This is a genomic window from Janthinobacterium lividum, assembly GCF_011601275.1.
In the GTDB taxonomy this organism is placed as follows: domain Bacteria; phylum Pseudomonadota; class Gammaproteobacteria; order Burkholderiales; family Burkholderiaceae_D; genus Janthinobacterium; species Janthinobacterium lividum_E.
The window spans coordinates 24,991-49,221 of record NZ_JAAOLY010000018.1 but is presented as its reverse complement, the minus strand read 5'-3'; the positions used below and the strand labels follow the sequence as shown (position 1 = coordinate 49,221).

Sequence of the window (24,231 nt, the reverse complement as noted above, 5' to 3'; positions counted from 1 at the left end):
AGTCTATCCGGCGAAAGCGGAACCTCCGGCGGGGCCGGGGATCGGCTCAGCATCAGTAAATATAGCGAAGAAATCAGAAGTATTGCCGAAGCCGTTGGCCTTCAGCCATTCGGCGGCCTCGTCGTGCCTGGCTCGGGTCTTAAATTTGAAAAACTGATTACCTATCATGATTATCGTTCCCAGCTCTTTTTCCATGCTTCGCTCCTTATTGGTAGTTCACGGAATGTAAACCAAAACAACAAAATTGTCAAATTAGCCATATTTGATCAAGGGAGTTTAGAATGATCAATAGCCGTATCCGAATCACACGCCATCATATGGCAAACCAAGTCACTCCTGACTATTCGCTGGCGCGCAAGGCCTGCGCCTGCGGCAAGTGTACAACCTCCAAGCAACTGATCCAGCACGGCAAATGTGCCGCCTGCGCGCTGGCGGCCGTCCGCGACGCGATCATGCCCGGTGACATGGCAAAGCTCCAGCACATGCTGGGTGCCGTGCAGCAATATCCGAAATCCAAGTGGGGCTGGCGCAATTACTTTGCCGCCGGCAGCGGCCAGCAGCACGAGGCCATGCAGCGCCTGATGGTCGCCGGCCTGGTCACGGCTGGCCATGCCGTTAATGAAATGACCTACTTCCATGCGACCCGCTTGGGCTGCAAGGCCGCCGGCCTCAATGGCGCTGGCATCAAGCGCGCGATGGAGCATTGACGATGAACCAATCCGATATCTTCTCGGCCGGCGCCCAGCGCCTGCAAATGACCGATTCGATCGATCTGACCATCCAATCGCTGCTGGCCTACGGCGAGACGCACGAACACTGGGGTATTGCCTGGTCCGGCGGCAAAGACTCCAGCGCCACGCTGACGCTGATCATCTACCTGCTCGACACCGGCAAGATCAAGCGCCCCAAGAGCTTGACGGTGTTCTATGCCGACACCCGCCAGGAGCTGCCGCCGCTTGCCATCGCCGCCCAGCACATCATGGACGAGCTGGCCGAGCGCGGCATCCGCTGCGAGGTCGTCACAGCACCGATGGATAAGCGCTTTATGGTCTACATCCTTGGCCGCGGCGTGCCGCCGCCGAACAACAACACGCTGCGCTGGTGCACGCGCCAGATCAAGATCGACCCGATGGAGCAGGCTTTGCGCGACCGCCTGGACCAAATCGACGGCCAGATCCTGATGATCACCGGCGTGCGCCAGGGTGAAAGCGCGATCCGCGATCGCCGCATCGAAATGAGCTGCAGCAAGGACGGCGCCGAGTGCGGCCAGGGTTGGTATCAGCAGGTGCTGCCGAACGCCAAAGGCCTGCGCGGCCGCTTGGCCACGCTGGCGCCGCTGCTGCACTGGCGCGTCTGCCACGTATGGGAATGGCTGCGTCATTGGGCGCCGACGGTGGAATTCGGCGACTGGAGCACGGCAACGATTGCCGCCGCCTACGGCGGTGACGAGGCGGAAGAGGTCAACGCCCGGACGGGCTGCATCGGCTGCCCGCTGGCCGCCGAAGATAAAGCGCTCGATACGATCCTGCTGAACCCGCATTGGGCTTACCTGGCGCCGCTCAAGGGCATCAAGCCGTTATGGCGCGAATTGCGTGAGCCACAGCACCGCCTGCGCAAGGCTGGGCGCGAGATATTGAAGGATGGCAGTGTGGCAAAGAACCCGCAGCGAATGGGGCCGCTCACGCTGGAAGCGCGCTTGATGGGCCTGGAGCGCATCCTGGGCATTCAGGGCGCTGTCAACGCGACGGCGCGTGCCACAGGCCGGCCGGAGATCGATCTGATTAATGCTGAGGAAGAGGTGCGCATCCGGGAGCTGATCCGCGTCGAGACTTGGCCGCAGGGCTGGGAGGGTGACGAGCCGCTGGCTACCACGATCATGGATACGGTCTACGCGAACGGCGCCGTGCAGCCGCGTCTGTTTGCTGAGAGTGATGTATGAGCAACTATCGCCATTACTCAATCTTTAAAAAGACCATGCGAGTCAAGAAAGATTTGCCAAAAAGAAATTACTTCTCGGGCGAAAGCGTCCAGTCCGTAAATTCTTCCATCAATAGTGATCGCGATCATATGACGCATCGGTGTCGTGTTATGTACCTCATCCCATCCCGGCATCGCCAAAATCTGAATTTTTGGCTCATTGTCCTTGCTCATGTCGAAATGCTTACTTGCGTTGGCAATCATATGGCAAGCAGCCAGCGCGCGACACTGGCTCTTTGTCCATCGAGCAAAATCGGACTTTGTGGGCCTATCTTTGAACTTCAAAAAGAACTTCTCAGGCAAATGAGGGTAAGTCCAGTCGGCCAGATGCCAGGCAGTAATCACAAAATTCATGAAATGGAAGGATATTTCCCTCCCAGTAGCAAAACCGGCTTTCATGACTTGCTCATATTCCCACTCCAGCTTGTCGTAAAACTGGGAGGGATGGTCAAATCCGAATTTTTTTCCACCGCTGATCTGTATCGCCATATTCATCCTCTTGAAGGAATGGTGATCGTATCATGATGCGCCGCTCACCCATGAAGTCCGGCACCACGCCGATGAAGCGCACCGCCTTCGCCCGCAGCGAGCGCGTTGAGGCGCGGGAAGTATCAAGGTTCAAGCGCACCTCGCCCATGCTCAGCACCGGCATGCTCTCCGTGCAGTCGCACCAGCGCACATCACCGAAGCGCAAGGCCGGCTTGAAGACCAAAGGCCCGCGCTCGACGCCCATCCGGCGCGCCGCGCGCAGCCAGGACTGCACGCTGCGCCTGGACGTCTGCAATTTCGACCCCGAAACCACCGTGCTCTGCCATAGCAATTTTCTGGCGGACGGGAAGGGCATGGGCATGAAGGCGCCAGACACGGCCGCCGCGTTCGGCTGCAGCGCCTGCCACGACGTGCTCGACGGCCGACGCCAGCGCCCGGCTGATCTGTCGCTGGCCGGCCTGGAGGCCGCCTTTCGGGCTGCCGTTGGCCGCACACACGAAATCTTACGGTCGATGGGCCTGCTCGATGCAGCCCCAGTCGCCATTCAACCCACATTGGAACACCCATGAGCGCCTTTAGCCCGCAAGAACAAAAACACCTGAAAGAAGCCGCATACAGCGAATTCCTGCGCGCCAAGATCAAGCTGGCCCAGCGCAAGGGCTTCGACGTGCCGCTGGCCGATATCCACCCCGGCCTCAAGCCGCACACCCGTGACATCGTGCGCTGGGCATTGGCTGGCGGCCAGCGCGCCATCTTCGCCTCGTTCGGCCTGCACAAGACCAGCACCAACCTGGAGGTGATGCGCCAGATCGGTATCCACCGGCCTGGCCTGCGCCTGATCGTGCTGCCGCTGGGCGTGCGCCAGGAGTTCATCCGCGAGGCCGCGAAGCGCTTTACCGGCGAGTACGAAGTGCAAGTGCGGTTCATCCGTACGGACGCCGAGATCGACGGCCAGGACGTCGTCTACCTGACGAATTACGAATCGGTGCGCGAGGGCAAGATCGACGTGCGCAAGTTCCGCGCCGTCGGCTTGGACGAGGCCAGCGTGCTGCGCAGCTACGGCAGCAAGACCTATCAAGAGTTTCTGCCGTTGTTCGAGCAAGTCGAGTTCAAATTCGTCTACACGGCCACGCCGTCGCCGAACCGCTTCAAGGAACTAATCCACTATGCGGGCTTCCTGGGCGTGATGGACACCGGCCAGGCCCTGACGCGTTTCTTCCAGCGCGACAGCGAGAAGGCCGGCAACCTGACGATGTACCCGCATAAGGAACAGGAATTCTGGCTTTGGGTGGCCAGCTGGGCCGTCTTCATCCAGCGCCCGAGCGACTTGGGACATTCCGACGAAGGCTACGACCTGCCGGCGCTCGATGTGCGCTTCCACGAGGTGCCGAGCAACTACGACACGGCCGGCGCCGAGAAGAACGGCCAGGGCCTGCTGATCCCGAACGTGGCCATGGGCCTGTCGGCCGCCGCCGGAGAGAAGCGAGACAGCATGGACGCGCGCGTGTCCAAGGTGGCCGAGATCATGGCTGCGGATCCTGATGATCATTTCCTGATCTGGCACGACTTGGAGGACGAGCGCCACGCCATCCAGGCGGCCGTGCCCGGCGTTGTCAGCGTGTGGGGCACGCAGGACCTGGACCAGCGCGAGCAGCGCATCGCCGATTTCAGCGACGGCAAGATCAAGGATCTGTCGACCAAGCCGATCATCGCCGGCAGCGGCTGCAACTTCCAGGTGCATTGCCATCGGGAGATTTTCGCGGGCATCGGGTTCAAGTTCAATGATTTTATTCAGGCTATCCACCGCGTCCAGCGCTTCCAGCAGCAGCACGCGGTGCGCATCGACATCATCCACACTGAGGTCGAGCGCAAGGTGCTGGCCGACTTGATGGAGAAATGGCGCCGCCACGACGAAATGCAGGCCAAGATGGGCCAGATCATCCGTGCCTATGGCCTGGACCAGCTGTCGATGCAGGATTCTCTGGCGCGCACCATTGGCGTCGAACGCGCCGTGGTGGCTGGCGAGCGCTTCTCGGTGGCCAATAACGACTGCGTGCTCGAAGCGATGCAACAGCCGGACAACTCAGTCGGCATGATCATCACCAGCGTCCCGTTCGCCAACCATTACGAATACACGCCGAGCTATAACGATTTTGGCCACACCCAGGACAACGATCACTTCTGGGCGCAGATGGACTTCCTGACACCTGAGTTGCTGCGAATCCTGCAGCCGGGCCGCATCTACGCCTGCCACGTCAAGGACCGCATCAATTTTGGCAACGTGACCGGCGCCGGCGTGCCGACCGTGAGCCCGTTCCACGCCGAGGCGCTGTTCCATGGCATCAAACACGGCTTCGACTATATGGGCATGATCACCGTAGTGACCGACGTCGTGCGCGAGAACAACCAGACCTATCGCCTGGGCTATTCCGAAGTGTGCAAGGACGGTACCAAGATGGGTGTCGGCTCGCCGGAGTACATCCTGCTGTTCCACAAGCCGCAGACGGACCGCTCGCGCGGCTACGCTGACACGCCAGTCACCAAGGCCAAGCCACTGTGTCTGGACGATGCCGGCGACCGGATCCCGTTTGATCGCAAGGCCGCGCCCATTCCTGGTACTGGTTACAGCGTGGCGCGTTGGCAGGTCGATGCGCATGCGTTCTGGCGCTCCAGTGGCGACCGTTTGCTGGGTGCGGCCGAGCTGGCCAGCTTCGGCCCGGGCAAGCTGGCGAAGCTGTTCACCAGCATGTCACTGGAGAACGTCTATAACTACGAATATCACGTCGAGGTGGGCGAGGCGCTGCTGGCCAACAAGGCATTGCCTGCGGATTACCTCAGCCTGGCGCCGGGCAGCGCTGATCCGGCCGTGTGGCACGACATCGTGCGCATGCGCACCTTGAACGGCGAGCAGTCGGCGCGCGCGGTGGAAAAGCACGTTTGCCCGTTCCAGATCGACATCGTGGATCGCTTGATTGGCCGCTACAGCAACCCAGGCGACGTGATCTACGACCCGTTCTGTGGCCTGGGCACCGTGCCCGTGCGCGCCATGAAGCTGGGCCGCCAAGGCCGCGGCAGCGAGCTGAACCCGGCCTATTTCACCGACCAGGTGCATTACTGCCGGGCGATGGAGCGCGAGATTAGCATGCCTACGCTGTTCGATCTTGCTGCGCTTGACGCGGAGCAGGAGCACTGACGTGAACTATTACCCTTTTCATATCGGCGACTTTCGATCCGGAACAATCAACATGTCTCGCCAGGCGCGCTGGATTTACCGCGACATGATGGACGTCTACTACGACGCTGAGGCGCCGCTGCCGCTCGACATCGATGTTCTATGCGACGCATTGGGCATCGAGGCAGCAGACGAGCGCGCGATTGTCGAGCGACTGCTGCGCTTCAAGTTCATTAAAACTGATGACGGCTACCGCCACGAGGTCTGTGAGCAGGTGATTGCGGACTATCGCATTAAGGCAGAGACAGCGAAAGCAAATGGCAAGCTTGGCGGTCGCCCGCGCAAGCAAACGGCAACCAATCAAGAACCCAGCGGGTTTCCATCCGGTTCTGATTCGGATGCTACCGGCAACCCAGCTGAAACCGGATCAAAAACTAACCAAGAACCAATAACCAATAACCATAAACCAGTAAAAACAAAAGACAAGTCGCCTCCGGCTCCCGGTTTCCTGTTTCCCGACATTGATCCGCAGATCGTCGCCGACTTCAAGGCGCTGAGAACGAAGCACCGGGCGCCGATAACGCGGACGGCCATCCAGGGCATCATGCGTGAAGCCGAAAAGGCCGGCCTGACCCTGGAAGGCGCTTTGCGCATCTGCTGCGAACGCGGCTGGCGCGGCTTCAAGGCCGAATGGATCACCCAGCACTCCGTGCGCGCTGGGCCAGGGCAGGGCGCCAGCACGGTCTACGATCAAACGATGGCGGCCGCCGAGCGCGCCAAAGCCCGAATCTTCGGTAACGCAGCACCGCAGGGAGAAAAGCATGACGCAGGATGACTACGAGGATTTTGCAGGCATGGTGGGGGCAATCACCGAACTCTACGGTCGGGCTGCAAGCGAGTTTGCCATCGCGATCTGGTGGGGCGCCCTGCGCCAGCACGACCTGGCAGCCGTCCGTCAGGCATTCGATCGTCACGTCCGCAATCCCGATACCGGGCAGTTTGCACCGAAGCCGGCCGACCTGATCCGCATGATGGGCGGCACCACGCAGGACTCGGCGCTAGTGGCTTGGGCCAAGGTCGACCGCGCACTGCGCGTCGTCGGCCCATACCGAAGCGTCGTGTTCGATGATCCGCTGATCCACCGTGTCCTGGTCGAGATGGGCGGCTGGGTCTCGTTGGGCGGGAAGACGGAGCAGGAATGGCCCTTCGTCGGCAAGGAGTTCGAAAACCGATATCGCGGATACCGCATGCGCAACGAGCGGCCGGATTACACGCCGGTGCTGGTGGGTATGTCCGAAGCGCAAAACCAGCGCGCCGGTTTTGGCGTGGAGCCGCCGATGATGATCGGTGACCAGAAGCTGGCCTCGCTGGTGATGGCAGGTGGAACGTCGCAGCAAATCATCGCCATGGCGCCAGTTGGCGCGCTCGCAGCGCCGCTGGCCCGCATTAATGGGCGCGCTGCATAGCGGTAAAAGCTGCTCAGGCTTGTGGAGCGGTTCGCTACAGCACGAACGTGGTGAGGCCGCTACCAAGCCTCATCCGATACGAAAAGAATTGAATACAGAGGCTCTATGCAAAATCACGAAGATAAAATCGCAGCAAATAAACGCCTGGCCGAGCTGCTGGGGTGGACCAGCATTGTCGAGGTGGGCGGAGCCTTGGTTGGCACGCCGCCGGCTGGTGCCGCCGCAAGTCGCTGCCAGGCCATGGTGCCAGACTGGACTGGCGACTGGGCGGCGGCCGGCCCGCTGCTCGCACAGTTCGAGATCCGGCTGATGCCGATGTCGGCGGGCGTCGATGCCGCCGGTTTCCTGGAGTGGTACCGGCTCTATCCGGACAGGGATGCCGCGGCCCGTGGTGCAATCGTCAAGGCGGTCACGCATCGCCTGGAGAAATCGCGATGATGGCCCGTGGCTTACAGGCGCTGGGCCGCCTAAAGGTCGGCGCCATGAACCAGACCGAGGCAGCGTACGCCAGGACGCTGGAGCTGCGCAAGGCGGCCGGCGAGGTGGCCTGGTACAAGTTCGAGGGCCTGAAATTTCGCTTGGCCGACAACACTTTTTACACGCCAGATTTTGCCGTGCTGCTGGTCGACGGCGCGCTGGAGGCTCACGAAGTCAAAGGCCATTGGCAGGACGACGCGCGCGCGAAGATCAAGATCGCGGCCGACATGTACCCGCTGCGCTTTATTGCCGTGCAGGCGCTGCCGAAGAAGGCGGGCGGCGGTTGGAAAGTGGAGGAATTCTGATGGCTTCGAACAAGAAGCCGCGCAAGCGGTACATCCCGAAGCCAGCCGTGCTGCCGGCCGGCCTGCGCCAAGACTTGGCCTTCGAAATGCCAGGCTTTCAGGCCAGCGAGGCTATGGGCAAGGGCCACTTCCAGGAACAGCACGTCTACGACCTGCTGAGCAACGCCGACATGACGCGGCGCACGGCGCCGGCCGGCCACGAGATCCTACCAGTGGCGCAAGCCATGGTGGAGGCGATCGCGGAAATCCAGGCGCGCGCTGGCCGGAACGGCACCTTTGGCGTCAACGGTGATGAGATGCGCGTGCTGCGCGAAGGCATCGGCAAAACGATGGTATTTCTGCGTGGCGTGTCGAATTTCGAGATCGCACGCGCCTCGCTGGCTGCCGTGCGCGAATTCAACCGCACCGGCGTGTTGCGTGTATGAAGGGCCCCGAAGGGTCACAGGGCTGGCACAGGGCTAAAAAGGGTGTTAACGTTGGCATACAAAATGAAAGGCAAGACATGGGCTTTACAGACCGCTACATCGCAGCAATCGGTTCGAGCAACCTGATGGACGATGCGCAGCACCACCAGACGGATCCGCTGGCGGCCGCGGCGCTCGCCGGCGACATCGGTGCGCTGCTGTGCCGCGTGAAGTACGCAGACGGCACGCTCAACCGCATGTTCGAGGGCAACCAGCAGAACCTGGCGCAGCTGCTGCGCATCTGGACTGTTGAAGTCATCCGACGCGGCCGGGCGCGCCGTTGGCTGCCGGAAAACACGGCTTGGGATGCCCAGTCCGCGCAGGCGCTGTACCGGCGCGTAGCAGAGAAGTCGCTGGCGCACTGGCTGGACGGCAAGTGCAAGGGCTGCAGCGGTACCGGCGTCAAGGTGCTGCTGGGGAATGGGCAGTGCACGTCGTGCAAAGGAACCGGTGTGGCGCCCGTGTATGGCGTGGCGGGCTTGGAGTTGGAGCGAGTCAAGGACATGGTGAGCGAGCTGAGCGCCATTTACGACAGCCATTCTGGACGGGCGGGCGGGTTGTTGCGCGGTGGAGACCTGTAGCGCAGATATTCTTTAGGCCTGTGTTTACAAACAGTATTTCTGCGGTATACTTCAGGCCTCAGCTCAAGAAACTCTTCCGGAAATCGTAATGTGCGCATCGCGCCACCGATAGCTGGAACTCGCGACAGTACCCGGACCCAGCGCCGCACCTTCACGCCTTGAATTTGCCGCTCACCACGCACTATAGCCGTGGGGGCAAACATCAAAGCCCGCTTATGCGGGCTTTTTCTATGCGCAGTGTTGGTTGACAACGTCAAGCCGATCTTTTTTGTCCAGGACGGACCACCGCATTTTCGAGCTATTCAGAAGAATCATTTCTTAGACTAAAATCTACTTCTTTTATTAAGGGGTTGAGATGGAATTGATAAGCTTTGTTTCCGGTGCGATATCTAGCACTATCCTTTTGGCAATCGCTGCGTTTTTATCCAAGACCTGGATAGAGAAGCGCATTGAATTTTCCATCGCACATGAATACGATAGGAAAATTCAGTCTGCTGAACATGAGCACGAACTCCGCATGAAAGCGGCTTTGGTTGCCGAGCTTTTAGCAGTATGGGCGCTGAGTACAAATTTGAGTGCTGACACGGTCACGCGTTTGAATCAGTTGAGTTTCGAGGCATTTCTTTGGTTGCCGGAATCCATAGCGAGAGATCTTTCTAACACTTTGGCGCACGAGCCAGGGGCTGATGGGGTTAAGACTATTTTGATAAAGGTCAGAAAGCATTTGCTGAATGCCGATGACCAGTTGACTGCTCATGAGATTGTTTCTTTCCGCAGCAGCACTCCTTAACACCCACATTGTCTTCATAATTATCGAAGCCACGCTTGCGGTGGCTTTTTTATTCGCGCGCGACTTCGAGGTCGCCATGCCCGAGACGATATCTCCATCGCGCCGCCTCGCCCGCGAGTACTTGGTTCGCTGCATCTGCGTTACACCCGACGCTACGGCAGAGGAGGAGACCGCCAGAGCAAAGATGCCTTAACCCACGTCGCAGGTGAAAATCCTAGCAAACCTCTATTGCTCCTGCGAAGCCATTTGCGCGAGGCGCGAACGCTCCAGTACCGATTCCATCAGTGCCGAGAGGTTAAGTACTGGTCGGTCCAAGATTTTTTCGCGCTGTACGGCAGCTAGTAAGCCGACTAAATCTGTATGGTGCAGCGTTTCGATCATTTGACGGATATCGTAACAGGGCCCTGCCGTGCCTGAGCGAAGCCAGCGAGACAGCTGACGCTCATTGCCATGGGTGTAGTCGTTAAAGATTTTGTAATGACCTCTGAAAATTTCAATCCACTTGCCGAAATCGTGCGACTGGATCAGCTTGCGGGCTGCAACATCGAATTTAGGTGGCGGTCGTTCAATACGTCGAATCTCCTCGACTTGCGTATCGGTCGCACAAGATTCGACCCAAAGACCTGTGATTGCCGCTTCAAGAAGGGGGCGCTGCAGTGCAGTGGCGCTGGAAAATGCACCAACACCAACCAGAAGCAGAATGGCCTCACGGTGATCAAGCGCCATGTTCAAGTACGCTAGGGCAACGTATGAACGAGCGCTAACCTCGCCTCGCTTGCCAAGCATAGTTTGCAAAGCTTCCGATACTGCGTGCGAATGCGCCATCTCAAGCTCTAAGTCTTTATTTTTCAAAGCCCGCCCCTTCATGGAATAGGAAGTTATTAGTTCGATATCGTAACACCAGCAGTCTGCCAGCGCACTCCAGCGGCAGGGCTTGAAAAAGCGGGTGCAGTCACCGACGAACAAAAGCCAAGTGGCTCTGGCTGCCAGGCGCACTCCAATGCGTTCGGTGGTTCCATCTTGGCGCGGGCGGTGACAAATGTGAGGCAGAACTTTTAAAGCCGTGCATTTACGGCCTCGACAATGTGAAGAATGGCTTCAATCCATGCCGGGCCGTTGACGAAAAATGCAAAGAGGTAGAAGTATGGGGGTGATTTCTTCGGCATAACTATTCCTTAGGTTGTTTAGTCCTATTGTGGAACTCTGAGAATTTTAGATCTTGTGGTGGGTTTTCCGGGCGCTGTGCCCGCGCACCGTGACTAAGCCGCATTCATCACATGAATAAAATCCAACACCCATCGAACAACGGCGTGCTCGGCGCGCCTGCTGGCTGGGACCAAGGCGAGCTGCCCTGCAACGCGTTGCCGATCACGCGCACGCACGTTGGTCACCTGCCAGCTGTGCTGTCGTACTGGCGCCCAGATGCCGAAGAATTGGCCGTGCTGAACGCCGGCGGCGCAGTCCGGCTGTGGGTAGTGGGCGCAACGATGCCGCCCGTGATGCTCGACGTGGAGCCATCGCCGTAGCAAAGAAATGGAATACACATGGGGCGCAAATCAGCACTGACCGAAAAGCAGTGGGCAGTGGTAGGCCAGCGACTCCTCAAGGGGGAGGCGGCCCGGGCGCTTGCTCGGGAATTCGGCGTATCCGAAGCCGCGATCAGAAAACGCTTTGGTGCGCAGACGAAACAAATAAAAGACGTTGCAAATCAATTGGTTGCAGCAGAGTCAGCGTTTAGTGCGCTGCCGATTGGTGCGCAGATAAGTGCGCGGACGTTGGCCGACGAGCTGAAAGAAATCTCGATGCACCTGGCTGGCGCAGCACGATATGGCGCTGCCACCGCGCACCGGCTGTCCGGCATCGCGCACAACAAGGCTGGCGAGATTGATGACGCCGAGCCGCTGGACGAGCAGAGCCGCCTTGCCTTGGGCGATATCGCCGTGTTGACCAGGATGGCCAATGGCGCCGCTGAGATCGGCATGAACCTGCTGAAAGCCAGCAAGGACGTGAAGCCGGACGACGACGCGCCCACACCTGTCGCCATCACCTTCGGCGTGAAAGACGCCAAGCGCCATGACGACAATCCAGTTTGACCTGAACGTACCGCAGTCGAGCTTCCTGCAGTTGCCACACAAATTCAAGGCCTACGTGGCCGGGTTCGGCTCGGGCAAGACGTTTGTGGGTTGCGCGGGCATCTGTGCCCACTTCTGGCAGTGGCCAGGCATTAACCAAGGCTACTTCGCGCCGACCTATCCGCAGATCCGCGACATCTTCTATCCCACGATGGAGGAAGTGGCCTACGCGATGGGCCTGCGCATCAAGGTGAAGCAGGGCGACCACGAAGTCGAGGTGTACGAGGGCCGCCGGTACCGGGGCACGGTGATCTGCCGCTCGATGGAGAAGCCTGAGACCATCGTCGGCTTCAAGATCGGCCATGCGCTGATCGATGAGCTGGACGTGATGCCGCTGAAGAAGGCACAGATGGCCTGGCGCAAGATCATCGCCCGAATGCGCTACAACGTGCCCGGCCTGATGAACGGCATCGACGTGACGACGACGCCCGAGGGCTTCAAGTTCGTGTATCAGCAGTTCGTGAAGGCGATCCGGGACAAGCCGGAGCTGGCCAGCCTGTACGGCCTGATCCAGGCCAGCACGTTCGACAACGAGCTGAACCTACCAGACGACTATATTCCGTCGCTGATGGCCAGCTACCCTCCGGCGCTGATCGACGCCTACCTGCGCGGCAAGTTCACCAACCTGACCAGCGGCAGCGTGTATGCCGACTTCGACCGCGCGCTGAACCACACGAACGAGATCATCCTGCCGGGCGAGCCGCTGATGGTGGGCCTCGACTTTAACGTGCAAAACATGACTGCCTGTATCAACGTGGTCCGGGAAGGGCTGCCGCGCACGCTGGCCGAGCGCGTGCAGGTGCGCGACACGCCAGCCATGGCCAGGATCCTGAAGGAGGACTTCAAGGACAAGGGCCACCAGGTGAAGATTTTCCCGGATGCTTCCGGCCAGAACACCAGCAGCAAGAACGCCAGCGAGTCCGACCTGTCCATTTTGCGCCAGGCGGGCTTCCTGCTCGAAGTGAACCACTCAAACCCAGCGGTCAAGGACCGGGTCAACGCCTATAACGGCATGATCCTGAACGCGCAGGGCGAGCGCCGCTGGAAGATCAACACTGACCAGTGCCCGACCACCACCGAGGCGCTGGAGCAGCAGGTGTGGGGCGCCGACGGCCAGCCGGACAAGAAATCCGGCCACGACCACCCGAATGATGCGAATGGCTACTTTCTCATAAAGCGCTACCCGATCGTGAAGAGCACGACGACTACGGCGCCGCTGCGGATGTAACAACAAGGATTTCCATGACCGATGCCGTACGCAAACAATCAGCTGAAGCCGCGAAGCTGAACGAGGACTGCGCGCTGATTGCCGCGCTGTTGGGCGGCACGAAGACCATGCGAGCGGCTGGCAAGAAGTATCTGCCGCAATGGCCAGGCGAGGACGCCGGAAGCTACGACCTGCGCCTGGCCGTGGCCACGTTGTTTCCAGCCTACGCCCGCACCATCGACGTGCTGTCGGCCAAGCCGTTCAGCAAGCCGGTGACGCTGGGTGAGGACGTGCCGGAGCGGCTAAAACCGTGGCTTCAAAATGTCGACCTTTCCGGCCGCGACTTGCATAGCTTCCTGTCGGAGATCACCCAGGAGGCGATGGGCTACGGCTTCGCCGGCATCCTGGTCGACTTTCCCAAGGCTGGCAACCTGGTCACGAAGGCCGACGAGCAGGCCGCTGGCGTGCGCCCGTACTTCGTCCAGGTGCACGTGCAGAACGTCCTGGGCTGGCTGCCCAAGAACGCGACCAGTCTCAACGGGCTGACACAGCTTCGGCTTCTAGAAAGCGTGTCCGAGCCGAATGGCGACTTCGATACCAAGGAAGTCGAGCAGGTCCGCGTCTTGGGGCGCGGCACCTGGCAGACTTGGCGTCAGCGCGAAGCCGGCAGCAAGAAGGAATGGGAGCTGTACGAGGAAGGTGTCACCACGCTGGAGATAATTCCCTTCGTGCCGGTCTACGGCAAGCGCCTGGGCTATATGCAGGCCACGCCGCCGCTGTTGGAACTAGCGCACAGCAACGTGGAGCACTGGCAGAGCAAGAGCGACCAGCAGAACATCCTGCACGTAGCGCGCGTGCCGATCCTGTTCGCCAAGATGCTGGGCGAGGGCGGCATTACCGTCGGCGCCGGCAGCGCGGTGAAAACGGAAGCGCCAGAAGGCGATCTGAAATTCGTGGAGCACGGAGGCAAGGCTATCGAAGCGGGCCGCCTGTCGATCCTTGACCTGGAAGACCGCATGCGCCAGGCTGGCGCCGAACTGCTGGTGATCAAGCCGGGCAACGTGACCGAATCGCAAACCCTGGCTGATAACGAGCAGGGCGCCTGCGCGTTGCAGAAGATCGCGGGCAACGTCGAGGATGCCGGCGACCAGGCGCTGCAGTTCATGGCTGAATGGGTGGGGGAGGCCGAAGGCGGCCACATTACCATTTTCAAAGACTTCGGCGCCGCGTCGCTGGCCGAGGCCAGTGCGGAGTTGCTGTTCAAGAGCGCAGCCAGCGGCAAAATCTCTGGCGAAACCTACTTCAACGAGTTGCAGCGCCGCGGCATCCTGTCGCCGGACTTGAACTGGGAGGCGGAGCAGGAGCGCATCCGGTCGGCCCCGCCTGACCTGATGGGGGCATAAATGGGTGCCCTTGAAGAGTGGATTGCCGAGATGTTCCTCGTGCATTCCCTGAACCTGCTGCGCTTTTCGGCGGACGTGCAGGGCAAGATCGTGTCGCTGATGAGCGATATGTCGAAGGAGTTGGTCGCCAAGCTGGGCGAGGGGGAGGTGTCGAGTTATGGCAAGCAGCGGATGGCCGCGCTGCTGCGCGAATCGAATGCCGTGATTTCCTCGCATTACAGCGGCATCGAAGCGGAAGCCATGCGCAACTTGCTGGGCATGACACGCATCGAGGCGGATTACACGGCCAAGGTGCTGACACAGGGTCTCAAGATTGAGCTGGGCGCGAAGTTGCCGCCGGCGACCTACCTCGAAAAGCTGGTCGGCGATACCCTGATCAAGGGCGCCTCGTCAGCCAATTGGTGGAAGCGCCAGGAGCTGGCCACGCAGTTCAAGTTCGCTGACCAGGTGCGTCTCGGTGCTGCACAGGGCGAGACGACTTCGCAGATCGTGGCGCGCGTCATCGGCACCAGTTCCAAGGCCGCCGGCGGCGATACGGAGATTATGCCCGGCATCCTGAAGACGTCCGAGGCGAATGCCCGCGCGCTGGTACACAGTTCAGTGCAGGCCGTGGCCAATGCGGCGCGCTTGGCGTCGTTCCAGCAGAATGCGGACCTGATTGAATGCCTGGTCTGGCTGTCGACGCTGGATTCGCACACCTGCCTGCTGTGCGCCATGCGCGATCTGCACGAGTACTCGCTGGACGACCAAGAGCCGATCAACCACACCCACGAGTGGGCGGGTGGACCGGGCGCCATCCATTTCAGCTGCCGATGCGTGCTCAGCACGCGCACCAAGTCTTTCAAGGACCTGGGTATCGAGCTGGACGAGCCGGGCGACAGCACGCGCCCCAGCGATGGCGGGGCGGTCAGCAGCAAGATGAACTTTGCCAGCTTCCTTGCCAGCAAGGACAAGGCCTGGCGGGCAGAGTACTTGGGGCCAGGCCGTGCCGAGATGTACGAGGCCGGGAAGATCACGCTGAATGACCTGATGAACCTCAAGGGGCGGAAGTTGACGCTGGATGAATTGCAGGCGAAGTATTCTCGATAAGTTAAGATGTGTTTTTAACCATCAATTCGGAGTCTATCCTTGACTGAATTGATTCAAGATAAAACGGATCTAAATTGATTGAGCAAATAATCGCCGCTGATACGGCTGCTGTAGAGAAGTACAACTTGAAAGCGAAACCTGAGCACCATTTGCAGATGAGCCTTGGGCCGTGCCCATACGAGGGCAATATCCACACGAGTCCGGTTGTGTTACTGCTTGCCAATCCAGGGTACGATAAAAACTCATCAGAGAATGATCACCATTTCCGGGCGGATGGTTGGCCGCTCTCAGGACTACATGAGGACGCGCCAGCCGGGATGCGGAATTGGTGGCAGCCGCGTTTGCGGCAACTTTGCAGTATTCATGGTGCCAAGAAGGTAGCATCAAATATTGCTGCATTGCAAATTAACCCATGGGCTAGCAATAAATATCACGATACCGTTCGCTTACCAAGCCAGCTTCTGATGATGGAATTGGCTGAGGCGGCAGCACGACGGGGTGCAGTCATCGTGCTTATGAGGGCATCCAAAAAATGGCTTAAAAGTCCAATAATCAGTGGTCACGCGGACTTGTTCCGAACAAAGTCGCCGCGCTGCTCCTACATTAGTGAGGGCAATCTGCCCTCCCACGCGTGGAAGTCCATAAACGATCAAATTGCTGCATCGAAATTGTATTGATTTTAATTTAATTTATTGCCCCGTTCCTGCGGGCTTTTTATGACCATTTCAGACCGCCCTTGAGGCGGTTTTTTATTGCCGCAAGCGGACGCGACGCGGTGCACGGCCGGAAGGCCATTAATAGGGCGGATGCCCGGAAAGAACGACCATGCCATTCAAATTCAACGCAGACGGAACCATTGCTATCGACGGCGAGAAAAAGCTGCCGATTTTCATTCACCCGAACGGTACCGAAGCGCCATTCGACGCGGACACTACGCTGGGCACGATTACCCGCCTGAACGGCGAGGCCAAGACGCACCGCGAGGCGAAGGAGGCTGCAGAGGCCAAGTTGAAGACCTTCGAAGGCATCGAAGACGGCGTGGCTGCATTGGCCGCCCTGAATACGGTCAAGAGCCTCAGTTCCGGCGAACTGAAGACGGCCGCCCAGGTCAAGGAAATCCAGGATGCCGCCGCCAAGACCGCGCAAGAGCAAGTCGCCGCCCAAGCCAAGGCGAGCGCCACGCAGTTGCAGGAATTGACCGCGCAGCTGGATAAGCGCACCAACGAATTGAACACCCACATGATCGGCGGCGGCTTCGCCAGTTCGAAGCTGCTGACCGACGACAAGCACCCGAGCCGCCTGGCTATCCCGACCGAGATGGCAAAAGCCTATTTCGGCAGCCATTTCAAGGTCGAGGACGGCAAGATGGTGCCCTACGACGCTGCCGGCAACAAGATTTTCTCGCCGACCCGCCCGGGTGAGGTCGCTGATTTCGATGAAGGCTTGGCGCAGCTGGTGCAAGCTTGCCCTTTCAAGGACCAGATCCTGAAAGGCTCCGGCGCATCTGGTAGTGGCGCCCAAGGCGGCAATGGCGGCGGCGCAGGCGCCAAGCAAATCTCCCGCGCCCAATTCGAGTCGATGGGCGTTCAAGATCGCGCCGCAGCAATGAAAAGTGGCATAACGGTAGCCGGTTAAAAATTCTCAATTCAGGGCGTCGCCTTGACGCTCTATACGTACCCTTTCGATGGATGTCGACGGGGTGCTTTGGGCTGGATGGCCTCTCTGTTCTAAAACTCAAATCACCCCTCAATGGCTCGCCTTCGCGGGCCTTCTTCATTTTTGAAAGGCTTTACAACAATGGGCACTCTTACCCTGAATGGCTTGCTGCCAACGATTTACAACGCGATGGAAGTTATCTCGCGCGAACAAATCGGCATGATTCCCGCTGTTTCGCGCGATTCCAATGCCGAGCGCGCGGCAATCAATGAAACCGTGCGTTCGCCGTCCGTCGGCCCTATGGTCGCCGAAGATTTGATGCCAGGCGCTTACGCTCCGGATACGCCGAATCAGACCATCAACTACGTCGACATGACGATTCAGAAGGCGCGCTCGGTGCCATTTGGCATCACGGGCGAAGAAAATCGCGGCTTAAACAACGCCGGCACGCTGGGCGATATCAACGCGCAGCGCATTACCCAGGCGCTGCGCACGCTGGGCAATGAAGTCGAGGCCGATCTGGCCGCGCTGCATATCTACGCCTCGCGTGCCTACGGTACCGCCAACGTGACCCCGTTCGGCACTGCCGCCGACTTCACCGACTTCTCAAATCCGCTGCGTATCCTGGACGACAATGGCGCGCCGCTGACCGACCGTCAAATGGTTCTGGGCTCGTCCGCGATCTCGAACATCCGCGGCAAGCAGTCGGGCCTGTTCAAGGCGAACGAAGCGAACAGCGATGAACTGCTCCGCCGCGGCATCATCGGCCAGGTCGAGGGCTGGGACATCCATAACTCGGGCCAGATCCGCTCGCTTGTCCCTGCCGGCACTGCGGCTGCATCGACCACCAATGCTGCGGGCTATGCCGTCGGTGCCACGGTGATCAACCTGGCTGCTGCTGGTACCGGCACCTACATCACGGGCGACATTGTGGCGTTCGCTGGCGATGCCGACAACAAATACCTGCTGGCGGCTGGCGACGCTGACACCTCGAACGGCGGCACTATCGTGCTGGCCGAGCCGGGCCTGCGCAAGGCAATTGTCGGTGCCACCGCGATTACTGTGATCGCGGCAACCACCCGCAACATGTTCTTCCACCGCTCGGCCATCCAGCTGGCTTGCCGCGCGCCGGCCATGCCGGATGAAGGCGACTCGGCCGATGACGTGATGATGGTGACCGACCCGGTTTCCGGCATTACTTACGAGTTCTGCATCTACAAGCAGAAGCGCCAGGTCCGCTACGAGGTCAACTTGGCCTGGGGCGTGAAGGCCGTGGCACCTCGTCATATGGGCATTCTGATCGGCGCGTAAGCGCTGCTGGGCCAATCATCAACCCGGCCCGGCCGGCACTGCGGTGCTGCCGGGCCTCACCAGGAATTCACCATGGATACCCTCAAAATTGTATCGACGGACCTGCGCACGCAGGGGCCGTTCGTCGTTATCAACAAGTTCGATTACAACCCCGACGTGCACGAGCTGTACGGCGACCAAGACCTGGGCGCGCCCACCGAGCGCGTGCCGACGATGGCCGAGTTGTTGGCCGCGCGTGATCAGCTGCTGGAGCGCGAGCGTGAACTGGCTGCCGAAAAGGATCGCATCGCCGAGCAGGCCCAGGCAAACGAAGTCGAAGCGCAGCGCTTGCGCGACCAAGCGGCAAGCCTCCAGGCCGCCAAGGACGCTGCTGCCGCACAGTCGCAAGTTGTCTCGGGCACTGCTACGGCCGTGGTCGAAAAGCCACCGAAGGCAGCCAAGGCGTAATCCCTATCCATCACCGCCCCGCATGCCGGAGCGCCTCATAAACCGCACCCCCGAAAGTCACCATGCCAACCATTACCGCCGGCGGCACGCCGCAAACCATCACGCTGCCCGAGGGCCAAGTCCTGAATGTCAGCGGTACTGCCGGCACGGCTGGTGTCGTCTACCGCCTCGATCCGGTTCAGGGTGGCACGAATTCGCTGCAGTCGTGGGCTATCGGCGCGGGTGCGCTGGCGCCTATCGGGCCGTATGCGGGGGAGCAGCGCTTTCTGGTGACGTGCTCTGTGGGGAGCGTGGATGCGGCAGTGGGAGGCGCGATCCCTTTGCTGGCCTCGGTGCCAGTTTTGAAGCTTTCCAGGATTTTGACTCGCGGGCCGCTCAACAACACGCCAGTCCACGGCTCGGGCGCACCCAACAACAATAATGGCGCTACCGGCGCGAACACAGCATCCATCAAGATGGAACTGGAAGGAGACTTCGACCAAGTGCGATTAATCATCGGAGGCTTTGAGATTAATGGCAGCCCGATCGCTGGCATCAAGGCATTGTTGGCGGCAACTGAAACAGCATCTACAGATACGACTGACAATGCATTTCGGCCGATCGCTGGCGGGTTGAAGTACAACGTGCTGCGTTCTCAGACTGATAATTACGGTTGGGATGCTGTAACTTGGAGAAGCACCTCTGCCTGGGATGGCGTGTCAGCGCTGCCGATTGTTACCGATCTTGCCAGCGCTGCGACCGGCACGCTGCCACTTGCGCAAGTTGATAACTTGCCCAATCAACGACCGGTGGATGGTCCGTCAGGTATGACATTGCCTTCGTTCTTGATTTCTGATTGGATGCCAACATCATCGATCCCCCGGGCTGACGGCGGCATGCGGCCACTGCTGTTGGTCCGCATCTATATGCCTGGTGACGCTACGCATAAGTGGTCATGGATGAGCATCCCTGCTGGCGGTTCATACCAGGCTGATGCTGCACAGCGTGCTGCGTTCCGGTATCGTGTTTATCAAGCGGCATATAGCTTCTCCGACAATGTCGGAACGCTGACGGATAGCTTCAGCCTTGCTGTCGCCTCGATCATTCCATGGTTTTTTGTGCAATACAAATCAAGGAATGGCGGAATCACGACCATGAACATCGGCGATTCGATTACCGAATGCACTTACATGAATGACACTGTCAGTGCTTGGGGCCACCGGGCGGCGTGTGATGCATCGTCTCCTGAGTTGCCGATTCAGGTAATCAATGGCGGATGGTCTGGCAAGAGCACCATGCAGTACTGGAAGCAGGCGCGAAACCTTATGACCGTAATGCGGCCGGACGTTATCACTTACAGTCCTTACTCGCAAAACGATGTGATTTATACGCGCCGCGCATCACAGAGCCAACTGATTCGTACATCAGATATGCTCGACTACTGTGCACAGAACGGGATCACGCCAATTTGTTGGACCGGGACCCCGATAGAAACCTTTGGCGCTGCTCCGGAAGCGGAGCGGAGGTACGTGAATGCCCAGGCAATGCGACTATTACCTGGCACGCTCGCTTTGACACAAATGCTCGACCTCAGTGCGTTGGTATCGCGGGGGCTGGCGGCCCCAGCGACTGATCTGTTTAAACCCGATTTGAACGGGAATTCATACAAATTCAATGCAGGCCACCCGAGTGAGTGGGCGATGGAGACATCGTTCGTTCCCACATTGGCGACAGCGTTGCGGCGCTTAGTTGGAAAAGTGACATGACCATCATTACTGAAACCGGCGCCGGCCTGCCCGACGCCGAATCCTATGCCAGCATTGCCGCATCAGACACGCGCTGCGCCAGTTTGGGCCTGACCGCTTGGGCGTCGCTGGCTGAGGCTGATAAGGAAATCGCCCTGCGCAAGGCGACGATCTTCATGGCCACCTACCGCACGCGCTGGGCTGGACGCCGCGTGTATCAGCGCCAGGCGCTGGACTGGCCGCGCTACAACGTGGCCGTCGACGGCTTCATCGTGCCCGGCACCATCGTGCCGCTCGACATCGTCAATGCCTGTATCGACCTGGCCGTGCGCGCCGGCGGCGGCGAGGATCTTCTGCCCGACCTCGACACCGGCTCAAACGCGATCAAAAAAGACAAGACCGGCCCACTGGAAACAGAGTACTTCCAGAACACCACAGACGCGCGCGAGCGCTTCGTGGCCGTGGACGCGCTCCTGGCGCCTTACTTCGGCTCAGCCGGCAGCGGTAATTCGATCAAGGTGACACGAGCATGAGTACATTCCCGGTGGTGCAAATCGAGGGCTGCGCTGCCCACGAGAATACGTACAGCCATAACGGCAAGGTGTGGACGGTCACAAACCTCATCGCTCGCTCCAAGGACCTGGAGCCGTTTGACTTGCCACTGGCGGCTATCTATCTCGGCACCGAAGTCTGGACGCCAGAAGGCTCACCGTTCGGCATGGCACACCACATGCGGCGCGCGCTGGACGTTGATACCCGTCATCCGGTGATTCTGAGTCAAGAGGGCTTCATTATGGACGGCTGGCATCGCGTGCTGCGCGCGCTGATCGACGGCAGGGCCGCCATCAAGGCAGTCCGCTTCGGCAAGACCCCGCCGCATGACTATTTGAAGGCTGACTGATGGTCGACTACGCAAAGACGGCTGCTCGCGCCGACGCCTCCCTGCGCCGCAAGGGCGGCATCGTGGTGCTGCGCCAGGTCGTGACCGGCGAATACGACCCGGACCTGGGCGCGGCGCCCACCATCACCACGGACTACGAAGGTACGGGCGTGAAGATCGCCTACGAGGCCGAGAACATCGACGGCACGCTGATCCTGGCGGGCGACCAGAAGATGCTGCTGTCGCCGCTGCAACGCAACGGCGCGTCAATGCTGGCGCCGACCACGGCTGACCTGGTGCTGTTCGGCGGCGCCAGCTACACCGTGAAGGCAGTTGAAACCACTGCACCAGTTGATGTGGCCGTGCTGCACACGCTGCAACTCAGGGGGATTTGATGGCCAATATGTCGTTTTCCATGCAGATCGCCGAATTCATTGCGAAGACCAAGGCCAACCAGGATTTGGTCGTGCGCGCCATGACCATGAAGATCGATAATAAGTTGGTGCAACGCTCGCCAGTCGGTGACGCCAAGTTCTGGAAGCACAAACCGCCGCCCGGCTACACCGGCGGCCGCTTCCGCGCCAACTGGCAGCTTTCCATCGGCTCGCCGGCGGCTGGCGTGCGCGACCTGATCGACAAGGACGGTAGCGCCACAATCGCCGCCCACGGCAGCACGATCAGTGCAGCGAAGGCGGGCGATGTGATCTACCTGGTCAACAATTTGCCTTATGCGAAGCGCATTGAGGAGGGCTGGTCCCGTCAGGCGCCCGTAGGCGTGGTTGCCTTGACGGTCGTGGAATTCCGCACCATCGTGGACAACGCAGTGAATGGCGTGCGCGACGGGACCACCGCAAGCGAATTCGCCCAAGGCTACTCGACATACAAATTATGAGCCAACCAATAATACGCGCAGCCCTGGAGGCCGCCCTGGCCAGCCTCATGCCGGCCATCGATACCGCCTGGCAGAACGTGCCTTACACCCCAGTCACCGGCCGGCCGTATCAAGCCGCCTACCTGCTGCCGGCGGAACCAAACAACCATTCCATGGGCGACGGTGCACGCCAGGAGCGCGGCATCTTCCAGGTCAGCTTGCTGTATCCGCCAGGGCAGGGCACTGCGGCGGCCGGTGCGCGCGCTGAGATGATCGCGGCGCTATTCAGGCGCGGCGCATGCTTCACGAAGGGCGATGTGACCGTGCAGATCGAGCGCACGCCCGAAATTGCCGATGGCCGCGAGGATGGCGATCGCTGGATGATCCCGGTCAAGATACGGTATTTCTGCAACCTGTAACCCGCATTACCCCACACAGATCGCCTCGGCGGTCTTTTTTTTCGACCAAAGAAAGGCAATCCACACCATGACCACTGCAAACGGCATCGACAGCCTGCTCGTTATCGGCAAGCAAACTGCGGAAGGCACGAAGGCGCTGACCGCCGCCGGCCGCCTCTATCCGCGCGTGACCGCGACCTTCGACACGGACGCCGACAAGTACTCCTCGGCTGAAATCGACCCCAGCCAGCAGCAGAGCGATACGCGCCTGGGTAACTTCCGGACTTCGGGCGCCATCAAGGGCGAGGCAAGTTGTGGCACCTATGCGGTGCTGCTGGCCGCGCTGCTGCGCCGAGACTTCACTGCTGGCGGCGTCACTGCAGCGCAAAACACCATCGCATCGGGCGCTACGGGGCTGACGCGCAGCGCCGGCTCGTTCCTGGCTGATGGACACCGCGCCGGCACCGTCGTGCGCATCGGCGGCTTCCTGACCACCGGCGCGGCCAACAATGCCAAGAACTTCTTTGTCACCTCGGCCACCGCGCTGAAGCTGACGGGCCAGTTCATGGACGGCAGTGCCATGACGGTGAAGGTCGAGGGCGACCCGGTAACCGTGACCGCAACCGGCAAGCGCAGCTTCACGCCGCTGACCGGGCACACCACGGACTGGTTCACCGCCGAGGTGCAGGATCCGGGCATCGCCGTGAATCGCTGTTTCATCGACCAGTTGGTGAGCAAGGTCGATATGGCCGTGCAGCCGAACGGCATCACGAGCATGGACTTCACTTTGATGGGCAAATTGGAGGGCCCGACTACGCCGGCTGCGTACTTCAACGCGCCTGCGGCCACGCCCGGCACCGGCAAGTTTTCCGGCGCCACCGCGATGCTGTCAGTCGCCGGCATCCCTTCGCAAATTTGCACGGGCATGTCGCTGTCGCTGGATGGCCAGGTCAAGATCGATCCCGTGATCGGCTCCAAGTTCGCCACGGCTGCCTCGCGCGGCAAGGTGCTGGGCAGCGGCCAGTTCACGGTGCTGATGCAGGACTCCGTCTACCTCGATTATTTCAAGAACGAGGTCGAGCTGTCGCTGGCCTACGCCATGGCAGCCAGCACGGCGCCGTTGGCCGAAGTGATGACGATCGCCATGGGCCGCATCAAGATCACCTCGGCTAAGGTCGATGATGGCGAGAAAAACAAGATCGTGACCTGTGCTTTCGACATTCTGCGCTACCAAGGCGCCGACGCCCAACACGAGGCCACGACCGTGGCTTTCCAGGACACGAGCCTGTAAACCATAGCCCGGCCTCACGGCGGGATTTCTTTTTGGCGCAAGCCAACCCAGCACCGACCGGTCGCTGTCGCCTTCGTGGGCGCGGCGGCCGGCACGGGCAC

Annotated in this window: 30 protein-coding genes; 27 read left to right on the top strand and 3 right to left on the bottom strand. The window is 60.1% G+C overall.

Annotation, left to right across the window (positions count from 1 at the left end):
* Positions 1-3 precede the first annotated feature (3 nt).
* Positions 4-195: a hypothetical protein gene (locus GYK42_RS23495; RefSeq protein ID WP_166449458.1), complete on the bottom strand. Its 192-nt coding sequence runs from the start codon at positions 193-195 to the stop codon at positions 4-6.
* 122 nt (positions 196-317) lie between these two features.
* Here GYK42_RS23495 and GYK42_RS23490 point away from each other — a divergent pair, with 122 nt between their 5' ends.
* Both GYK42_RS23490 and GYK42_RS23485 read left to right on the top strand, forming a co-directional pair.
* The gene (locus GYK42_RS23490; RefSeq protein WP_166449457.1) at positions 318-707 is read left to right on the top strand and encodes a hypothetical protein; all 390 of its coding nucleotides are present in this window, start codon (positions 318-320) and stop codon (positions 705-707) included.
* Positions 708-709: 2 nt separating this feature from the next.
* On the top strand, positions 710-1,939 hold the full coding sequence (locus GYK42_RS23485; RefSeq protein WP_166449456.1) for a phosphoadenosine phosphosulfate reductase family protein: 1,230 nt from the start codon (positions 710-712) through the stop codon (positions 1,937-1,939).
* Between the two features lie 17 nt (positions 1,940-1,956).
* Here the strand turns inward: GYK42_RS23485 and GYK42_RS23480 are convergent, their stop codons facing one another.
* Complete coding sequence (locus tag GYK42_RS23480) at positions 1,957-2,466, bottom strand: hypothetical protein (protein WP_166449455.1); 510 nt, start codon at positions 2,464-2,466, stop codon at positions 1,957-1,959.
* Between the two features lie 32 nt (positions 2,467-2,498).
* Between GYK42_RS23480 and GYK42_RS23475 the strand changes: the two genes are divergently transcribed.
* The 9 genes from GYK42_RS23475 (at position 2,499) to GYK42_RS23435 (ending at position 9,721) form a co-directional block, all read left to right on the top strand.
* Positions 2,499-3,035: a nuclease domain-containing protein gene (locus GYK42_RS23475; RefSeq protein ID WP_240943759.1), complete on the top strand. Its 537-nt coding sequence runs from the start codon at positions 2,499-2,501 to the stop codon at positions 3,033-3,035.
* The gene (locus GYK42_RS23470) at positions 3,032-5,659 is read left to right on the top strand and encodes a DNA methyltransferase (RefSeq protein WP_166449454.1); all 2,628 of its coding nucleotides are present in this window, start codon (positions 3,032-3,034) and stop codon (positions 5,657-5,659) included. Before GYK42_RS23475 ends, GYK42_RS23470 begins: the two co-directional genes overlap by 4 nt.
* Before the next feature lies 1 nt (position 5,660).
* Complete coding sequence (locus GYK42_RS29120) at positions 5,661-6,473, top strand: YdaU family protein (RefSeq protein ID WP_346768158.1); 813 nt, start codon at positions 5,661-5,663, stop codon at positions 6,471-6,473.
* A complete protein-coding gene (locus GYK42_RS23460) occupies positions 6,460-7,104 on the top strand; it encodes a DUF6475 domain-containing protein (protein ID WP_166449453.1) in 645 nt (214 codons plus the stop codon). Before GYK42_RS29120 ends, GYK42_RS23460 begins: the two co-directional genes overlap by 14 nt.
* Positions 7,105-7,209: 105 nt before the next feature.
* Positions 7,210-7,542 carry a hypothetical protein gene (locus GYK42_RS23455; protein WP_166449452.1) on the top strand — a complete coding sequence of 111 codons (333 nt, stop codon included), beginning with the start codon at positions 7,210-7,212 and terminating at the stop codon, positions 7,540-7,542.
* The gene (locus GYK42_RS23450) at positions 7,539-7,886 is read left to right on the top strand and encodes a DUF1064 domain-containing protein (RefSeq protein WP_240943758.1); all 348 of its coding nucleotides are present in this window, start codon (positions 7,539-7,541) and stop codon (positions 7,884-7,886) included. Before GYK42_RS23455 ends, GYK42_RS23450 begins: the two co-directional genes overlap by 4 nt.
* Positions 7,886-8,311: a hypothetical protein gene (locus GYK42_RS23445; protein ID WP_166449451.1), complete on the top strand. Its 426-nt coding sequence runs from the start codon at positions 7,886-7,888 to the stop codon at positions 8,309-8,311. Before GYK42_RS23450 ends, GYK42_RS23445 begins: the two co-directional genes overlap by 1 nt.
* Positions 8,312-8,388: 77 nt before the next feature.
* Positions 8,389-8,931 carry a hypothetical protein gene (locus tag GYK42_RS23440; protein ID WP_166449450.1) on the top strand — a complete coding sequence of 181 codons (543 nt, stop codon included), beginning with the start codon at positions 8,389-8,391 and terminating at the stop codon, positions 8,929-8,931.
* Positions 8,932-9,286: 355 nt separating this feature from the next.
* Positions 9,287-9,721 (top strand): hypothetical protein, encoded by a 435-nt coding sequence (locus GYK42_RS23435; RefSeq protein WP_166449449.1) that lies wholly within the window; start codon positions 9,287-9,289, stop codon positions 9,719-9,721.
* Positions 9,722-9,946: 225 nt separating this feature from the next.
* Here the strand turns inward: GYK42_RS23435 and GYK42_RS23430 are convergent, their stop codons facing one another.
* Entirely contained in the window at positions 9,947-10,573 is a 627-nt protein-coding gene (locus GYK42_RS23430; RefSeq protein ID WP_166449448.1) for a DUF6988 family protein, read from the bottom strand.
* A gap of 425 nt (positions 10,574-10,998) precedes the next feature.
* Between GYK42_RS23430 and GYK42_RS23425 the strand changes: the two genes are divergently transcribed.
* The 16 genes from GYK42_RS23425 (at position 10,999) to GYK42_RS23350 (ending at position 24,130) form a co-directional block, all read left to right on the top strand.
* Positions 10,999-11,247: a hypothetical protein gene (locus tag GYK42_RS23425; protein WP_166449447.1), complete on the top strand. Its 249-nt coding sequence runs from the start codon at positions 10,999-11,001 to the stop codon at positions 11,245-11,247.
* Between the two features lie 18 nt (positions 11,248-11,265).
* Positions 11,266-11,814, top strand: coding sequence for a helix-turn-helix domain-containing protein (locus GYK42_RS23420; RefSeq protein WP_166449446.1), 549 nt, complete (start codon positions 11,266-11,268; stop codon positions 11,812-11,814).
* Positions 11,795-13,081 carry a terminase large subunit domain-containing protein gene (locus GYK42_RS23415; RefSeq protein WP_166449445.1) on the top strand — a complete coding sequence of 429 codons (1,287 nt, stop codon included), beginning with the start codon at positions 11,795-11,797 and terminating at the stop codon, positions 13,079-13,081. Before GYK42_RS23420 ends, GYK42_RS23415 begins: the two co-directional genes overlap by 20 nt.
* 14 nt (positions 13,082-13,095) lie before the next feature.
* Positions 13,096-14,463: a DUF4055 domain-containing protein gene (locus GYK42_RS23410; protein ID WP_166449444.1), complete on the top strand. Its 1,368-nt coding sequence runs from the start codon at positions 13,096-13,098 to the stop codon at positions 14,461-14,463.
* Positions 14,464-15,552: a hypothetical protein gene (locus GYK42_RS23405; protein WP_166449443.1), complete on the top strand. Its 1,089-nt coding sequence runs from the start codon at positions 14,464-14,466 to the stop codon at positions 15,550-15,552.
* 74 nt (positions 15,553-15,626) lie between these two features.
* Complete coding sequence (locus tag GYK42_RS23400) at positions 15,627-16,229, top strand: hypothetical protein (protein WP_166449442.1); 603 nt, start codon at positions 15,627-15,629, stop codon at positions 16,227-16,229.
* 148 nt (positions 16,230-16,377) lie between these two features.
* Positions 16,378-17,187: a GPO family capsid scaffolding protein gene (locus GYK42_RS23395; protein ID WP_166449441.1), complete on the top strand. Its 810-nt coding sequence runs from the start codon at positions 16,378-16,380 to the stop codon at positions 17,185-17,187.
* Positions 17,188-17,349: 162 nt separating this feature from the next.
* Entirely contained in the window at positions 17,350-18,519 is a 1,170-nt protein-coding gene (locus GYK42_RS23390; RefSeq protein WP_166449440.1) for a P22 phage major capsid protein family protein, read from the top strand.
* A gap of 72 nt (positions 18,520-18,591) precedes the next feature.
* Entirely contained in the window at positions 18,592-18,966 is a 375-nt protein-coding gene (locus tag GYK42_RS23385; RefSeq protein ID WP_166449439.1) for a hypothetical protein, read from the top strand.
* Positions 18,967-19,028: 62 nt separating this feature from the next.
* Entirely contained in the window at positions 19,029-20,711 is a 1,683-nt protein-coding gene (locus GYK42_RS23380) for an SGNH/GDSL hydrolase family protein (protein WP_166449438.1), read from the top strand.
* A complete protein-coding gene (locus tag GYK42_RS23375) occupies positions 20,708-21,223 on the top strand; it encodes a DnaT-like ssDNA-binding protein (RefSeq protein ID WP_166449437.1) in 516 nt (171 codons plus the stop codon). Before GYK42_RS23380 ends, GYK42_RS23375 begins: the two co-directional genes overlap by 4 nt.
* The gene (locus tag GYK42_RS23370; protein ID WP_166449436.1) at positions 21,220-21,591 is read left to right on the top strand and encodes a hypothetical protein; all 372 of its coding nucleotides are present in this window, start codon (positions 21,220-21,222) and stop codon (positions 21,589-21,591) included. The genes GYK42_RS23375 and GYK42_RS23370 overlap by 4 nt, the downstream gene beginning before the upstream one ends.
* Positions 21,591-21,965 (top strand): hypothetical protein, encoded by a 375-nt coding sequence (locus GYK42_RS23365; RefSeq protein WP_166449435.1) that lies wholly within the window; start codon positions 21,591-21,593, stop codon positions 21,963-21,965. The genes GYK42_RS23370 and GYK42_RS23365 overlap by 1 nt, the downstream gene beginning before the upstream one ends.
* The gene (locus tag GYK42_RS23360) at positions 21,965-22,462 is read left to right on the top strand and encodes a hypothetical protein (protein ID WP_166449434.1); all 498 of its coding nucleotides are present in this window, start codon (positions 21,965-21,967) and stop codon (positions 22,460-22,462) included. Before GYK42_RS23365 ends, GYK42_RS23360 begins: the two co-directional genes overlap by 1 nt.
* Entirely contained in the window at positions 22,459-22,860 is a 402-nt protein-coding gene (locus tag GYK42_RS23355; RefSeq protein WP_277346669.1) for a DUF4128 domain-containing protein, read from the top strand. Before GYK42_RS23360 ends, GYK42_RS23355 begins: the two co-directional genes overlap by 4 nt.
* A 67-nt stretch (positions 22,861-22,927) precedes the next feature.
* A complete protein-coding gene (locus GYK42_RS23350; RefSeq protein ID WP_166449432.1) occupies positions 22,928-24,130 on the top strand; it encodes a phage tail tube protein in 1,203 nt (400 codons plus the stop codon).
* Positions 24,131-24,231 lie beyond the last annotated feature (101 nt).

Excerpts from the sequence above, each read along its gene's own strand:
- GYK42_RS23385 (WP_166449439.1), top strand. The coding sequence starts at position 18,592 with ATGGATACCCTCAAAATTGTATCGACGGACCTGCGCACGCAGGGGCCG.
- GYK42_RS23355 (WP_277346669.1), top strand. The coding sequence starts at position 22,459 with ATGAGCCAACCAATAATACGCGCAGCCCTGGAGGCCGCCCTGGCCAGC.
- GYK42_RS23380 (WP_166449438.1), top strand. The coding sequence starts at position 19,029 with ATGCCAACCATTACCGCCGGCGGCACGCCGCAAACCATCACGCTGCCC.
- GYK42_RS23350 (WP_166449432.1), top strand. The coding sequence starts at position 22,928 with ATGACCACTGCAAACGGCATCGACAGCCTGCTCGTTATCGGCAAGCAA.
- GYK42_RS23420 (WP_166449446.1), top strand. The coding sequence starts at position 11,266 with ATGGGGCGCAAATCAGCACTGACCGAAAAGCAGTGGGCAGTGGTAGGC.
- GYK42_RS23475 (WP_240943759.1), top strand. The coding sequence starts at position 2,499 with ATGATGCGCCGCTCACCCATGAAGTCCGGCACCACGCCGATGAAGCGC.
- GYK42_RS23450 (WP_240943758.1), top strand. The coding sequence starts at position 7,539 with ATGATGGCCCGTGGCTTACAGGCGCTGGGCCGCCTAAAGGTCGGCGCC.
- GYK42_RS23445 (WP_166449451.1), top strand. The coding sequence starts at position 7,886 with ATGGCTTCGAACAAGAAGCCGCGCAAGCGGTACATCCCGAAGCCAGCC.
- GYK42_RS23390 (WP_166449440.1), top strand. The coding sequence starts at position 17,350 with ATGGGCACTCTTACCCTGAATGGCTTGCTGCCAACGATTTACAACGCG.
- GYK42_RS23485 (WP_166449456.1), top strand. The coding sequence starts at position 710 with ATGAACCAATCCGATATCTTCTCGGCCGGCGCCCAGCGCCTGCAAATG.
- GYK42_RS23395 (WP_166449441.1), top strand. The coding sequence starts at position 16,378 with ATGCCATTCAAATTCAACGCAGACGGAACCATTGCTATCGACGGCGAG.
- GYK42_RS23375 (WP_166449437.1), top strand. The coding sequence starts at position 20,708 with ATGACCATCATTACTGAAACCGGCGCCGGCCTGCCCGACGCCGAATCC.
- GYK42_RS23405 (WP_166449443.1), top strand. The coding sequence starts at position 14,464 with ATGGGTGCCCTTGAAGAGTGGATTGCCGAGATGTTCCTCGTGCATTCC.
- GYK42_RS23460 (WP_166449453.1), top strand. The coding sequence starts at position 6,460 with ATGACGCAGGATGACTACGAGGATTTTGCAGGCATGGTGGGGGCAATC.
- GYK42_RS23435 (WP_166449449.1), top strand. The coding sequence starts at position 9,287 with ATGGAATTGATAAGCTTTGTTTCCGGTGCGATATCTAGCACTATCCTT.
- GYK42_RS23455 (WP_166449452.1), top strand. The coding sequence starts at position 7,210 with ATGCAAAATCACGAAGATAAAATCGCAGCAAATAAACGCCTGGCCGAG.
- GYK42_RS23360 (WP_166449434.1), top strand. The coding sequence starts at position 21,965 with ATGGCCAATATGTCGTTTTCCATGCAGATCGCCGAATTCATTGCGAAG.
- GYK42_RS23440 (WP_166449450.1), top strand. The coding sequence starts at position 8,389 with ATGGGCTTTACAGACCGCTACATCGCAGCAATCGGTTCGAGCAACCTG.
- GYK42_RS23490 (WP_166449457.1), top strand. The coding sequence starts at position 318 with ATGGCAAACCAAGTCACTCCTGACTATTCGCTGGCGCGCAAGGCCTGC.
- GYK42_RS23370 (WP_166449436.1), top strand. The coding sequence starts at position 21,220 with ATGAGTACATTCCCGGTGGTGCAAATCGAGGGCTGCGCTGCCCACGAG.
- GYK42_RS23410 (WP_166449444.1), top strand. The coding sequence starts at position 13,096 with ATGACCGATGCCGTACGCAAACAATCAGCTGAAGCCGCGAAGCTGAAC.
- GYK42_RS23495 (WP_166449458.1), bottom strand. The coding sequence starts at position 195 with ATGGAAAAAGAGCTGGGAACGATAATCATGATAGGTAATCAGTTTTTC.
- GYK42_RS23425 (WP_166449447.1), top strand. The coding sequence starts at position 10,999 with ATGAATAAAATCCAACACCCATCGAACAACGGCGTGCTCGGCGCGCCT.
- GYK42_RS23415 (WP_166449445.1), top strand. The coding sequence starts at position 11,795 with ATGACGACAATCCAGTTTGACCTGAACGTACCGCAGTCGAGCTTCCTG.
- GYK42_RS23365 (WP_166449435.1), top strand. The coding sequence starts at position 21,591 with ATGGTCGACTACGCAAAGACGGCTGCTCGCGCCGACGCCTCCCTGCGC.
- GYK42_RS23480 (WP_166449455.1), bottom strand. The coding sequence starts at position 2,466 with ATGGCGATACAGATCAGCGGTGGAAAAAAATTCGGATTTGACCATCCC.
- GYK42_RS23470 (WP_166449454.1), top strand. The coding sequence starts at position 3,032 with ATGAGCGCCTTTAGCCCGCAAGAACAAAAACACCTGAAAGAAGCCGCA.